This window comes from Lewinella sp. 4G2 (genome assembly GCF_001625015.1).
Taxonomy (GTDB): Bacteria; Bacteroidota; Bacteroidia; order Chitinophagales; family Saprospiraceae; genus Neolewinella.
On record NZ_LVWJ02000014.1, the window covers coordinates 22,012 to 36,173 of the forward strand.

Annotated in this window: 12 protein-coding genes; 5 read left to right on the forward strand and 7 right to left on the reverse strand. The window is 54.5% G+C overall.

Translation table 11 applies throughout. The features are described from left to right. Positions 1-10: 10 nt before the first annotated feature. Entirely contained in the window at positions 11-943 is a 933-nt protein-coding gene (locus A3850_RS02070) for an energy transducer TonB (protein ID WP_082921890.1), read from the forward strand. 10 nt (positions 944-953) lie between these two features. Here A3850_RS02070 and A3850_RS20065 read toward each other — a convergent pair whose 3' ends face one another. Further along, the gene (locus A3850_RS20065) at positions 954-1,112 is read right to left on the reverse strand and encodes a hypothetical protein (RefSeq protein ID WP_157500825.1); all 159 of its coding nucleotides are present in this window, start codon (positions 1,110-1,112) and stop codon (positions 954-956) included. Between the two features lie 105 nt (positions 1,113-1,217). On the opposite strand from A3850_RS20065, the gene A3850_RS02075 reads away from it, so the two are divergent. Next, entirely contained in the window at positions 1,218-3,017 is a 1,800-nt protein-coding gene (locus tag A3850_RS02075) for a tetratricopeptide repeat protein (protein WP_068213689.1), read from the forward strand. A gap of 64 nt (positions 3,018-3,081) precedes the next feature. Here A3850_RS02075 and fumC read toward each other — a convergent pair whose 3' ends face one another. Then, complete coding sequence (gene fumC / locus A3850_RS02080) at positions 3,082-4,467, reverse strand: class II fumarate hydratase (RefSeq protein WP_068213691.1); 1,386 nt, start codon at positions 4,465-4,467, stop codon at positions 3,082-3,084. Between the two features lie 311 nt (positions 4,468-4,778). Here fumC and A3850_RS02085 point away from each other — a divergent pair, with 311 nt between their 5' ends. Then, positions 4,779-5,357, forward strand: a complete 579-nt coding sequence (locus A3850_RS02085) for an RNA polymerase sigma factor (protein WP_068213694.1) — start codon at positions 4,779-4,781, stop codon at positions 5,355-5,357. A gap of 9 nt (positions 5,358-5,366) precedes the next feature. Then, on the forward strand, positions 5,367-6,155 hold the full coding sequence (locus A3850_RS02090) for a hypothetical protein (RefSeq protein ID WP_068213696.1): 789 nt from the start codon (positions 5,367-5,369) through the stop codon (positions 6,153-6,155). Positions 6,156-6,219: 64 nt separating this feature from the next. Here the strand turns inward: A3850_RS02090 and A3850_RS02095 are convergent, their stop codons facing one another. After that, complete coding sequence (locus A3850_RS02095) at positions 6,220-6,741, reverse strand: hypothetical protein (RefSeq protein ID WP_068213700.1); 522 nt, start codon at positions 6,739-6,741, stop codon at positions 6,220-6,222. Between the two features lie 9 nt (positions 6,742-6,750). After that, complete coding sequence (locus A3850_RS02100; RefSeq protein WP_068213703.1) at positions 6,751-7,548, reverse strand: ParA family protein; 798 nt, start codon at positions 7,546-7,548, stop codon at positions 6,751-6,753. Between the two features lie 368 nt (positions 7,549-7,916). Here A3850_RS02100 and A3850_RS02105 point away from each other — a divergent pair, with 368 nt between their 5' ends. After that, complete coding sequence (locus tag A3850_RS02105) at positions 7,917-11,519, forward strand: hypothetical protein (RefSeq protein ID WP_068213706.1); 3,603 nt, start codon at positions 7,917-7,919, stop codon at positions 11,517-11,519. A 78-nt stretch (positions 11,520-11,597) separates the two neighbouring features. Here the strand turns inward: A3850_RS02105 and A3850_RS19595 are convergent, their stop codons facing one another. The 3 genes from A3850_RS19595 to kynU all read right to left on the reverse strand — a co-directional run bounded on the left by A3850_RS19595 (position 11,598) and on the right by kynU (position 14,153). After that, a complete protein-coding gene (locus A3850_RS19595) occupies positions 11,598-12,014 on the reverse strand; it encodes a DUF3089 domain-containing protein (RefSeq protein ID WP_068213709.1) in 417 nt (138 codons plus the stop codon). Then, positions 11,998-12,678 carry a DUF3089 domain-containing protein gene (locus A3850_RS19600; protein WP_082921567.1) on the reverse strand — a complete coding sequence of 227 codons (681 nt, stop codon included), beginning with the start codon at positions 12,676-12,678 and terminating at the stop codon, positions 11,998-12,000. The genes A3850_RS19595 and A3850_RS19600 overlap by 17 nt, the downstream gene beginning before the upstream one ends. 263 nt (positions 12,679-12,941) lie before the next feature. Beyond that, a complete protein-coding gene (gene kynU / locus A3850_RS02120) occupies positions 12,942-14,153 on the reverse strand; it encodes a kynureninase (RefSeq protein WP_068213716.1) in 1,212 nt (403 codons plus the stop codon). Positions 14,154-14,162: the final 9 nt, after the last annotated feature.

The following is a 14,162-nucleotide window of genomic DNA, read 5'->3' on the forward strand; positions in this document are numbered from 1 at the left end:
CCCAATAGTCATGGATCTCTCAATTACCGGAGGTACGCTTGGAATTACGTTGGTGTTAATTTTTGCTGCCCTTATTGGTATGATCTTCTTTATGAAGTCAGTCTACAATAAGCGCACCGAGAAGGCGCTCCAGGGTGAATACAAGAATGAAGAAGGCCAACAATCCTACATCGCCAACCGCGCGAAGTACGAAGCCCTCGACGTTTTTGGCCTGAGTGGTACTTTCCTCAACTTCGGTCTGGCGCTCGCCGTCGGCCTTTCTCTCCTGGCTTTTGGTTGGACGCAGTACTCCAAGCAGGTCATCATCCCCGCCGGCGCTCTTGAGCTCGACGAGGAGATCGAAATGGAGCCACCGCGGACGGCCGAACCGCCCCCACCCCCTCCACCGCCACCGCCCCCCGTTATCGAGGAGCTGCCGGAGGAAATGATCGAAGAAGATCCCCCACCATTTGAAGATATGTCCGTCGACGAAGAAACCGTCATGGAAGAAGTGGTACAGGAAGAAGTAGCTGAGGAAGATCCCGGCCCACCACCTCCGCCACCACCCCCACCGCCACCACCAGCTCCCAAAGAAGAGGAGATCTTTAAGGTGGTAGAGCAGATGCCCCTCTTCCCCGGCTGTGAAGGCCAGGGTAGCTACGCGGAGCAAAAGCAGTGTGCTGATAAGAAGATGCTCGAATTCATCTACGGTAACATCAAGTACCCTGCCATTGCCCGTGAGAACGGAGTAGAAGGTATGGCCGTTGTTTCCTTCGTCGTCGAGAAAGACGGTACGGTGACTGACGCCAAAGTCGTCCGGAACCCCGGTGCCAAGACCGGTGAAGAAGCCCTTCGCGTCGTTGAGTTGATGAATACTCAGGGCAAGAAGTGGAGCCCCGGAAAGCAGGGTGGCCGTAACGTTCGCGTACAGTTCAACCTCCCCGTGAAGTTCAAGCTTGAGTAAGCATAATCGCTCACTTATCCGTAGAGAAGCCGGTAATGCCTTTGGGTGTTACCGGCTTTTCTGTTTTGTGGGGTAGTCGGTACGTAATGAGTCCGTACTTCGTGTTGAAGGTTGCCACCGTATTACCACCAATTAACCTGGCACCTGCGGCAGCGCCCTCATCTAACATTTGGACGTGGGTGGGCTACGCTAAAAGCGATAGCTATTCAACACCTAAATGATCCATGGAAACGTTAGTAACTTAGATCCCTCAGAACTATCAAGATTTTACTAGATGCGTATTTTACTATTTGCCCTGGCCCTGCTTTTGACCGGTGCCCTGAGTGCTCAGAACAATAAGCTCGCGCAGCAATATTACAACGACGGAGAGTACGAAAAATCGGCGGAATTATTCCTGGAGCTAAGCAAAGCAAAGCCGGGGAATAGCTACTATTTCGACCGTTACGTAACGAGCCTGATCAAGTTGGAACGCTACGATGACGCGGAGAGTGCGCTGAAAAAGCAGCTCAAAAAACAACCTCAGGAGGTGGCGCTGTACGTGAAGTTTGGGCAGTTACGGGAGCAGCAATTTGACGAGGAAGGCGCCACCAAACAGTACAACAAAGCCATTGAGAACCTGCCGGCGGACCAATACCGAATCACCCAACTTGGCAACGCATTCATCTCACAGACTAAGTACGACTACGCCATCAAGGTGTACGAGCGGGGCTCGGAATTGATGAAGGGGAAGAAGAATTTCAGTAGCAACCTGGGTGATCTGTACCGCCGCAAGGGGGAATACACAAAGATGATCACCAACTACCTGGACGTGGTGGCCGAACAGCCTAAACGCGCCCGGCAGATCCAAACCTACTTCCAGCGCTACCTGAGTGAGGAAGACCTGCTGGAAGCCCAGAAGCAACTCTACGCCCGCATCCAGGAGGCGGATGAAGACGATACTACCTTCCCAGAAATGCTGGCCTGGGTCTTCATTCAACGGAAGGATTTCAAGGCCGCCCTACGGCAGGCGCGGGCCCTCGATAAGCGCCTTGACGAAAACGGAGAACGGGTACTCCGCATTGGGCGGATGGCCGCTAACGCCAAGGAATACGAGTCCGCCATCGCTGCGTTTGACTACATCACGGAGAATAAAAGTTCCGCTTCCGGTATCTACCTCGAAGCCAAACGGGAAGGGCTTTTGACGCGCCGCCGCGCCATCACTGATGGTTACGACTACACCGAGGCCGATCTCCGCATATTGGAAACGGCCTACGAAGAGTTCCTTACCGAATTCGGCTACAACCCCGCGTCGGCGCGGATCGCCATCCAACTAGCGGAACTCGAAGCTTTGTACCTGAATGACCTGGATAAAGGAATCGACATCCTCAAAGAAGTGATCGACGCACCCGGCGTAGATGGTGCCATCCAGGCCAATGCGAAACTGGCCCTGGCCGATTACTACCTGATGACGGATGAGGTGTGGGAGTCCACCCTACTCTACTCCCAAGTGGATAAGAAATTCAAGGAGGACCTACTGGGCCACGAAGCCCGCTTCCGCAACGCCCGGCTCTCCTATTTCCGGGGAGATTTCGAGTGGGCCCAGTCTCAATTCGACGTACTGAAAGCCTCCACTTCCCGCCTCATCGCTAATGACGCCCTCGACCTCTCCGTATTCATTATGGATAACCTGGGGCTGGACACCAGCGCGACCGCTCTCCAAACCTACGCGGACGCGGAACTCCTCGTATTCCAGAACCGATTCGACGACGCTTTCAAAACCTTGGACGACCTCAAAAAGGCCTTCCCCGGCCATGAATTGGAGGACGATATCGTGTACCTCAAAGCCAAGATCTACCTGAAACTTCGCCGCTACGAAGAAGCTGCCACCGCCTACCAAAGTATCATCGATGGCTTCCCGGAATCCATTCGCCTGGACAACAGCCTCTGGGCACTCGGCAACCTCTACGAGAACCAACTCGACGACAAGGCAAAGGCGCAAGAGATCTACGAAACACTATTCGTGGACTACAGTAATAGTATCCTGGCCGTGGAAGCGCGGAAGCGGTATAGGGCTTTGCGGGGAGATGGGGTGTAGTAGTCGGGGAGTACTTAGTCGGGTAGTCGGGTAGTACGTACTACACTACTACCCGACTACGCTACTAAATCATCGATTCCGGGCGCACCCAGGCGTCAAAGTCTTCCGCGGAGACGTAACCCAATTCCACGGCGGCGGCCTTCAGGGTGGAGTCTTCTTTGTACGCCTTCTTGGCGATCTCGCTGGCCTTATCGTAACCGATCTTCGTATTGAGGGCGGTTACGAGCATGAGGCTGTTGTCGAGGTGTTCCTTGATCTTCTTTTTATTAGGCTGGATACCGGCGGCGCAGTTCTTTTCAAAGCTGCGGCAGGCATCACCGATCAGGCGGGCCGAGACGAGGAAGTTGTAGATCATCATTGGCTTGAACACGTTAAGCTCAAAGTGGCCGGTGCAACCACCAATGTTAATGGCGACGTCGTTCCCCATTACCTGCGCCATAGCCATGGTGAGGGCTTCCGACTGGGTGGGGTTCACCTTTCCGGGCATGATGGAGCTTCCTGGTTCGTTGGCGGGGATGACGATCTCGCCGATACCGGAGCGGGGACCGCTGGAGAGCATCCGAATGTCGTTGCCAATTTTCATCAGGCTGACGGAAACGGTTTTGAGGGCGCCATGCGCTTCGACGATGGCATCGTGCGCGGCGAGGGCTTCAAACTTGTTTTCGGCCGTGCGGAAAGGGAGATTGGTCAACTTAGCGATCTGTTGGGCGACGTTGACGGCGTAGCCCTTAGGGGTGTTGAGGCCTGTCCCAACGGCGGTGCCGCCGAGAGCGAGTTCAGCAAGGTGATCCAACGTATTGTTGATGGCCCGTAGCCCGTGGTCGAGTTGGCTAACGTAACCGCTGAACTCCTGGCCTAGCGTGAGGGGCGTCGCGTCCATAAAGTGAGTACGGCCAATTTTAACTACATCCTTCATTTCCTCGGCCTTGGCCCGGAGGGTGTCCCGTAGTTGGGTGATCCCGGGGATGGTGCTCTCCACGAGCATTTTGTAGGCCGCGATGTGCATCGCCGTCGGAAAGGTATCGTTACTGGACTGGCTCTTATTAACGTCGTCATTGGGGTGTAAGGCCTTGTCCTTGTCCGTGAGCGCGCCGCCGTTGAGCACGTGACCACGGTTGGCGATCACTTCGTTGACGTTCATATTGGACTGGGTGCCGGAACCCGTTTGCCATACGACGAGGGGGAACTCATCGTCGAGGTCACCAGCCAGAATCTCGTCGGCTACTCGGCCAATCAGGTCAGCTTTGGCGGGGTCCAAACCACCGAGTTCGGCATTAGTAAGGGCGGCCGCCTTTTTTAGGATGGCGAAGGCGCGTACGATCTCCAGTGGCATCTGCTGGGTACCGATCTCGAAGTTTGTAAAGCTACGCTGGGTCTGCGCGCCCCAGTACCGTTCAGTGGGTACGTCTACAAATCCGATACTGTCTTTTTCCTGGCGAGTGTTGCTCATGGGTAGTTGATTATTTGGCTGGCGAAGGTACACCGAGTTAAGGGGGAGAAAAAGGTCCCACTCTATATGGAAAGAGCCAATCTAAAGTTCATTCTTTGGGGCAAACCACGTAAGTGCCCTACCGTGCCCGCTGAGTTGCCAGTATAGAAATAATGCTTGTATATGCACGTAATTTCTGCCCTGGCGTAACGAACCCAAATTTCAGTGCATTACCAGGTATCAATACAACGGTATTGCTAGCCGGTAGCAGAAAGGGTGGTACTTATTTACGTACTTTTGGGTGACACACACCTTTCTTACGACACGGAATTATGGACAAGCCAAGGGACGACGCGGCACTGTTCGCAGCGATCAAGGCGGGAAAGTACCAACTACTCGATGAACTCTACGTGGCTCATCGCGAAGCTTTCATCATTTACGCCCAACGGCAGCTCTACGCAACCGAAACGGATGCGGCGGACTGCTTTCAGGACGCCGTCATCGCTTTCTACAAGAACGTACAGAGCGGCCGGATGACGGAACTTACGTGCACCATGCGTACTTACCTTTTTGGCATCGGGAAGCGCCTCGTCTACCGCCGCAACAAGCAGCGGCAGCGAGAGGTGCCTACGGACCACGACGCCGGGCGCGGGATCGGCAACGACCCCACGACGGAATTGGACCTTTCCCTGCTGAACCGTTTTGAGGATGACCACCGCCGCCAGTTGATGGCAGCGGCCCTACCCCAACTCGGAGGGTCTTGTCAGCAAATTCTCACGCTCTTCTACTACCATCGCTACCCCATCGAAAGTATTCAAACAACCCTAGATCTTAGCTCGCCCGGCGCCGTCCGCATCAAAAAAATGCGTTGCCTGGAAAAACTGAAAGCGTTGCTAAGCCCCAAGTCTTAAACCGGGAAAATGAACCCTGAATTACAGCAAGAACGAATCGACGACTACCTGCTAGGTAGGGGCTCCGCTGCAGAGCGGGCGGAGTTCGAGCAGCTCCTCGAGCAGAACGCCGATCTTCGCCAGCAATTGGCCGATACTCAGGCCGCTATGGATGCCATCGAGCTTCATGCGGACGCTCAGCTAAAGGCCCGGCTACAGCAATTGGAGGCTGGCCTAGCTTCCCCTGATGCGAATCAACAATCCTCCCTCACTGCCAGCAAGGGCGGTGGAATGGTAGCCCCCATGAAGGCTTCCAGGAACCGCAACCGGACGTGGATGGCCATTGCTGCCTCCCTCCTTTTATTGCTCACGGCAGGCTGGTTCATTATGCGCCAACCCGCCTTCGCTACTGGTGGAGAACTCGCTATGGCCCAGTTTGAGCCCTACGACAACATCGCGTACACCTTCGAGCGGGGTACGAGCGACGACAGCATCGAGGCCAGCGCCTACCGCGCCTACGAGAAAGGTGACTTTGCAGCCGCACAGTCCAGCTTCGAAAAGATTGATGCGAATCCAGTCCGTTCATTCTATCTCGGGCAAACCCTCTTGGCTCAAAGTAAATTTAGCGAGGCAGCTACCACTTACGCCGCACTCGCCGAAGCAGAGAGCCCCTTTCAGCAGGAAAGTGAGTACTATCATGCGCTGGCACTTGTCGGTCTCGACCGCAAGGAGGAAGCGCGGACGCTGCTGCGAAAGATCACTTCTAACGCGAGCCACGAATCTTACGCGGAGGCCAGTTCCCTGCTCGCTAAATTATAACTACGTAAAAAGCCGCTCTCCCATTTGGAAGAGCGGCTTTTCTATTCATTGTTCGGCGGGATCCCTATTGCTCGGCCAGGTAATTGGCGACCATTTCCTGGACTACGTCCTTCAGGTACATCTTTCGATCCTTTGCCTGTTCTTTCAGCGTTACCAAGTGCGCTTTATTGAAGACCAACGTCACCCGCTTGGTATCGGGAGCGCGTGGTTTCTCCCGTTCGGCCATCTCTTCTTTGCTGATGGTAGAACGAATAAGTAGGTCCAGCCCCGTTTTCCTTCGTCTGCGGGGCGCTGCCGCAGGTGCAGTGCGGCGGGACTTGGGAGCGCTGTCAGTGGAAGACGTACCCCCACTAGCTCTGTCCATATCTAATGACATGAAGGCATCCAGGTCGGCGGTAAACTTCTTGCTGGAGAGTTTCTTCTTTGCCTTGGAGGAGCGGACGGGCACCTCAATTTCTACCGTCTCTTCGTCCTTGGCGTCGGCTCCGGCCACCTCGTCGCTACCCCCACCGTAGTTGAGGTCCGTACCGGGGTACGGATTATCGAAAAGGTCGTTCAGGTCCGCGGTGAAGCGTTTCTTGGCCATGAGCTGCTATTATTGAGTGGGTGCTGTTTTCTTAGAACGGGGGCGGGTGTGGATTGGATTATCCGTCCGTTCAATAATTTCCTTGGAAACCGCCAGGTAATCCTTCGCACCGTTGGAGCGCGGGGAGTACTTGAAGATATCTTCCCGGGCCGCGGGGGCTTCCGCCAATGATACGTTATCGCGGATGTAGGTCTCAAAGAGCAGTGGGCCGAAGTACTTCTGGATGGTCTCGATCACGTCGCGGTTGAGGACTTTCCGGGCATCGTACATCGTAGCGAGTACACCACTAATGTGTAGTTCCTTGTTAAGGCGCAACTTGACTTTTTGGATCACCTGCTTGATCTTGGCCAGACCCTGTAGTGCCAGGAACTGTGTTTGCAGCGGGATGATCACCTGCGAGCTTGAGGTAAGCGCGTTCAGCGTCAGCAAACCCAGACTGGGAGGGCAGTCGATGATGATAAAGTCGTAATCTTCATCCACCCCGGCGAAGAGTTCGCGCAGGATAAATTCACGCCCGGCTTCATTGACGAGCTCCATCTCCGCGCTCGAAAGGTCGAGGCTGGAAGTCACTACGTGTAGGTTCTCCCGCACTTCAAACGGGGAAAGGTCGCTCTCACCCATAATGGATTCGTAAATGGTAACCGGTTGCCGGGGGATGCCCAGCGAAAGGCTCAGGTTTGCTTGCGGATCGAGGTCAACGAGGAGCACCCGTTTGCCAAGTTCAACGAGTCCGGCACCCAGGTTGATGGTCGACGTCGTCTTGCCAACGCCGCCTTTGTGGTTCAGTAAACTGATAATTGTGGCCATAAAATACAGAGGGCTTGATAGTAAAGATGCAAGGTAGGAATTAAGGTGGTGAGTTTCTTGTTAGCTACCTGCCTTACGTGTATTTATTATTTAGTCTACAGAAGGCTGTCACCATCTGATCTACGAATAACGCTCTGGGCTGACTTTCGACTTCATAAAGAGGATAGCCCAACGCTGAACTGCCATCCTAAAAGCCGGAAGACCAACGTAAAAACCGTAGCCCGGGCAACATTATTATGAATTGTCAGTAAAGTGCGCATCCCTGGTATAACCTAAGGCCCACTTCACCGTTACCACTGCAGCAAAATCCCGGGATTTTTACTCCGAAACCCGTAGCTTAGGTCACCGTTGGCCCTTAACCAAGTTGTATGCGTTTATCCTTATCTCTCTTTCTGCTGTTGGCCGGCCTGAGCCTTACCGCACAAACTTCCCAGGTGGAGTTTGGTAAGAACCGGGTGCAGTACCACCAGGACTTTGAAAGCTGGGAGAAATACGAATCGGACAACTTCGTCACCTATTGGTACGGGGAAGGGCGAAACTTGGGGCAGGCCGTAGTGCAGATCGCGGAACACGAATTTGGCTACATCCAAAAGATGCTCGAGCACCGGATGAACCAGAAAGTACAGTTGATCGTGTACCGGGACGTCACCGACCTCAAGCAAAGTAACATCGGTAGCGAGGAAGTATTCACTTTGCCTTCCAACCAGGCGCTTGGCCGCAGTACCAACTATATTCAGCAGACCCGAACCAAGTTTTTCGGCAACAAGGCTTTTGTTTACTTCAACGGTGACCACACGGACTTACGCCGCCAAATTCGGGAGGCGATCGCCAGCGTCTACCTGGAGCGGATGCTTTACGGCAGTTCCGTGCAGGAGGTCGTCCAGAACGCTGTCCTGCTCAACCTCCCGCCCTGGTTCAAGCCCGGGCTCGTTAGCTACCTCGGGGAAGATTGGAACGCCGAGAAGGACGATCAACTACGGGTGCTCCTGCAAAGTGAGGAATACGAAAATTTTGAAGACTTGGCCGCGGACTACCCCACCCTCGCCGGCCACAGCTTCTGGTACTTCGTAGCGGAGAACTACGGTAAGCCTAATGTATCCAACCTCCTTTACCTCACCCGTAATTACCGGTCCGTAGAGAACGGCTTCCTCTACATTCTGGGCGGTAACTACGAGCAGACACTCTTTAACTGGCAACAGTTCTTCGCCACCCGCCACCAAGCTGACTTACAGGGAAGAGCCGCACCCAACCACCAGGAAGTTGCCATTAAGAATAAGCGCAACCTCCCGATCACGAACCTAAAGATGAGCCCGGACGGGACGAAGGTCGCTTACGTGCTCAACGAGATCGGCCGCTACAAGGTCTATCTTCAGGACGTCAGAACCGGGGAGCGTGAACTCATCAACAAGGGCGGCCAGCGTAACTTGCTCCAGGCAACCGACTATAACTATCCACTGCTGGACTTCTCCCCCACCAATCAGGAACTAGCCATCCTATACGAATTCCGGGACCGGCCCCGTCTGCTACAGTATGATCTGAATACCGGCAAGAACGTCACCAAAGACTTGGACGTAACGCTCGACCGAGTCTTCAGTATGGCCTATCTGGATCCGGGAACGATGGTGCTCTCCGCCTTAGCCTTCGGGCAGACCGACGTCTATACCTACTTCCCCGCTACCCGCACTTCCGTTAAGATCACCAATGATTTTTGGGATGACCTGGACGTCATTCCCGTACGCATTGAGGGCCGTAAGGGCATCCTCTTCAGCAGCAACCGGCCCGACCCGGCGCTGGGGGTACAAAAGCTGGACACCCTTCTCCCAATTGGTGACTTTGACATCTTCTATTACGATTTAGAGAACCGTCCAAAGGAATTGGTGCAGGTCACCGATACCGAGTTCGCCGATGAGTCACAACCCACCCCGATAAACGGGACCTATTTCTCCTACCTGAGTGATGCCAGTGGCGTCGTGAATCGCTACCGCGGCTACCTTGAAGAATATATCGACCACTACGAACGCACGATCTACCTGACGGATGGCTCGGAAATAATTCTTCACGCCGATTCTACTCTGGAGAGACTGGACACGGCCTTGATTGATTCTACGGTGGTGTTCCCGGTCATGAAAGAAAGAGGGGTTACTACCGCTGTAACCAACCTGGCCACCAACATTACCCTGCAGGATGCTGCGGGGAAGGTCAACCAGGGTGTAGAATTGTTTGCCGCAGAAAACGGGCAGTTAATACGCACCTTCAGTTTCGACACCCTCGCCCAGACCGCCCCCCCTCCTACAGCTTTCCGCAGAAGCACCTACCTGGGAGGCAATCAGGTCGTTCCCACCTTTACCCGGCCGGGTACTCCCATCGGGCAGGATGCCGACAATGGTGGTTTGATCTCCCCCAATCAACCCAGCACTGCGGAACCCCAAGCTCCGCAGGACGAGGAAGGCTACCGTTTCCAAACCCGCTTCGATGATTTCGTCAAACCGCCAGCGCCGGAACCCGCACCGGTAGAAAACATTTTGCTACAGGAACCACAGGGAGATGAGGCGGCGAACCGCCCCCGCCCCGCAGGAACCGATTCCACGGGTACCCGACCCAACCTCACCGTCGTTACCCCGAATGGTAAACCGCTGCCGGCCAAGGTGCAGCGCAAACTATTCCGCGGAGAACTACCCGATCCAGTTCTGAACCGCCAGTACAAGTTCATCCGCGGCCGCATTACGCCATCGCGGCTCACCTTCCGCCTGAACTACTTCAAGACGGAAGCGGACAACGAACCGCTCTTCGCGGGGCTAAATAGTTTTGCGGGCAACCCGCAGGGCTTCACCCAGCAGCCGGTTGGCATTCTCTTTAAGGGTAATGTAATCGACATTTTTGAGGACTACTCGATCACCGGTGGCTTGCGCGTTCCTTTCCGTTTTAACGGTAGTGAATACTTCTTTACCTACGAAAACCGGAAGAAACGGCTGGACCGCATCTTTTCCGTCTACCGCAGGAACCGGCGGGACGAGCGGGGCTTCTACCCTAACTCCCTAGTTCAAATCCGGCCATCCGTCATTGAAGAGAACACGCTGCTGGCCCAGTACGGCATTCGGTACCCACTCGATGTCTTCCGTTCGCTCCGCCTGACCGGTACCGTTCGGCGGGACCGTGTACAGACCCTACCCACCGAACAGGTTGCGCTGGAGCTGGCTCCCCAAAATCAGGCCAGAGTAGGCTTGCGCTTGGAATACGTATTCGATAACACCCTTAACCTGGCGACCAACCTCCGGATGGGCACCCGGTACAAGGTGTACGCGGACAGCTATAAGGGTTTCGACATCAGCCTGAACAGCGGTGGCGAGACCACTAGCCTGGAGCCTGGCTTTTTGGGGATCGTCGGCGCCGACGTGCGCCACTATCAGCGACTGGATAAGCGCACCATCCTTGCGCTGCGGCTGGCGGGTGCTACCAATATTGGCTCACAGAAAGTACTCTATTACCTGGGTGGTGTAGACCGGGCCATTGGGCAAAATTTTAACCAGGGTATTCCTACTCCGACAACGGGGAATTTTGTCTTCCAGGATCTCGCTAACCCACTGCGTGGTTTCGATATCAATATTCGCAATGGGGGCACTTACGTGTTAGGCAATGCGGAACTACGGGTTCCCATCTTCACCTACTTCAGCCGGAACCTGCGCTCTAAATTCCTCCGTGACTTTCAGGTGGTACCCTTCTTTGATATCGGTACGGCATGGTCGGGCGACGATCCGTTTGACGAGGATAATCCCGTCAATCTATCGACAATTGAGGAACCGCCAGTCCGGGTAGTGATTCGCCGTTTCCGGGACCCTATTATTTACGGCTATGGGGTAGGTGCTCGCACCTCCATTTTCGGATACTTCATCCGTGCGGATTACGGCTGGGGAGTAGAGACCGGAATTCGGGGCGACGCAAAGTTGCAGGTAGCCTTCGGCCTGGACTTTTAAAATTGAGCAATATATGTACTGGCAAAAGGATGCCGACGAACCCCGACGGTCTTCATTCTTGAGCTTGTTGGTTCACGGCTATTGATCACCGTTTACAAAGGCATTGACTCGCTCTACCGCATTTTCTCGGACATTCACGTAAAAGAGATTGTAATCACCGATGTGGTAATTCTTCGTTCGGAAGAAGATATCTCCAAAAAACCGTGGCTTACTCGTAAATAGTCCAGCGCCCCTAATTTCTGCCGATACCAGATCGGGCTTAGGGCCTTTATTAAAATTCAGTAATACCCCTCCCTTATTCAGGCTGGCATCTGCTACCTCGGGCCGTGTCGTCCAAGTCAGCGGATTAACAACAGCAATGTTCTCTACCGTATCCCGGTAGCCGGGCCTGGGTTCGAAATCCTCCCGGTAGGTGCGCCAGCTCACGAAGCAGCCAGTCTGCGTAGCGTTCTGGCAAACGGGGATGGTAGCATAAGCATCAGCGGAGACTGGCATACCTACCAGGTAGGTAAGCGGCCACCAATTGTTGCTGGAGTGGCTTTCCATCAAACCGGTCCCGCAGCAATCGCTTAGCGTGGGTCGTCCCTTGGCTATGTCCGGCAATGATGATGGGCCGGCCGTTATTATGATTTTTTAAGTAATAATCAAAGGCCCGCAGAATATCATCGTAAGCGATATCTAACGCGCGTTTGGCCATTTTTCTACCTTCGGAATAATATACTTTTAAATTCGCCTGCCGGTACCGCGGGGCGTATATCTTGCCCGCAGCATTGAAAATACTCGCCTGGTTTTTAATGGATCCATCATCCACCGCTTCGTTGATTTCCAGATCGTATACGTTCGCGTTCCAATCCGTGCTGGATTCGGTGGTATTACGGTAGTGCGTAGGGTGCAGAAAGAATACGTCCGCCCGCGCATTCGCTTGTTGATCTTGCAATTGGTCACCCGGAGTCAGGTCCGCATAATCTTCCGTCGTCGGTAAAGCTGCCCAGTTAGCTGGTGAGGCATATTCTGGTGGAGGTGGCACGGGAAATGACCCGTTCGCGGGGAGTTTAGGGGCGCTGCCGCAGGTGCTAAGCAATAGGAAAAGGGGCAGCGCACAAAGCCGAAGAAATAACCGGAGTTCGGATCGGTATGCGTTTAAATTACAGAACCTCATCGGGCAGATTTAATAATGGATGATGCATTGCTCTACGTGCAGCAAGTTAAATAGGGCAGTAACCAAACTTAATGAGCAGGATAGATTTAAACAGCATAGGTACAGACAGCAGCCCATAAATATTAATCGGTCAAAGAGTTATCGCCTACAAAGTAGATGAGAACTAGTGCAACGAGGCCCAGAGAGAAGATGACCATAATTCTAGCGCTTTTGGTATTGCTATAACCCTGGGCAAAACGCTCGTGTTTGGTCCGTCGGCGATCTCACGCTAATTGGTCTCCCAATATCCTAACGGCACGTATTACCTCCTCCTCGGTGGCGTAAAGTGGGGCCGGAGCTAAGCGGAGTACGCCACCTTCACTCCCCCGAAGGTTATCCTCTCGGTAATCCACTACCAAAGCAGCTTCGGACAACTGTTCCTCCAAATCCGGACGGTGGCCGGGTACGTAAACCGAAAGCTGGGCGCCCCGTGCCTGTGGGTCGGCCGGTGTGAGGATCGTCAACCCATTAATGGCAGCAATACCGTCGTATAGTTGCTGCGTGAGTAATTCACTGCGCTTGCGGAGGGCACTCATCCCACCAGCTTCCGCGAATAGGGGAAGCGACGCCAACAATGGCGCCATCCCCAAAACGGGAACGGTTGATACTTCCCAACCCGCCGCACCGCGCTCGGGCCGAAATTCCCGCCGCATTTGAAAACGGTCCGATTGCCGGTGGCCCCACCAACCGGCAAAGCGGGGAAGGGAATCGTCCTCGGCGTGGCGTTCGTGGACGAAAAGCCCACCGGGAGCCCCCGGGCCACCATTCAGGTATTTATAGTTACACCATACGGCAAAGTCCACCCCCCAATCGTGGAGGTGCAACGGAACATTTCCGGCGGCGTGAGCCAAATCAATCCCCACCCTGGCACCCGCGGCAGCGCCCGCATCCGCAATGGCCTGGATGTCAAAAAACTGACCGGTATAGTAATGAATACCACTCCAGAGGACGAGCGCCAGCTCCTCCCCCACTCCCTCGATCTGAGTGACGATATCTTCGGTACGGATCGTCCATTCACCAGCGCGAGGGGCGACCTCGATGAGGCAGTCATCCGGATTCAGGCCGTGGAACTTCAACTGGCTAATGATGGCGTGCTGATCACTAGGGAAGGCACCAGCCTCCATAATAATCTTGCGGCGTTTTCCGGTGGGACGGAAGAAGGAGACCATCAACAAATGCAGATTAACCGTGAGCGCGTTGGCGACCGTGACCTCCTCCGGGTGGGCACCAACGATGTTCGCCAACCCATGCCGGGCGCGGGCGGAATACCCCAACCACCCACCTGCGGGGCCGCCCCACCAACCTTCAACGGCGCGTTCCCGCCACGTACTTAACTCAGTATCTAATTGGTCCGCTACGGCCTTTGGTTGAGGACCAAGACTGTTGCCGCAGAGGTAGATTTTATCCGGAGGAAGGTGGAAACGGTCGCGAAGCATAATCGGGGA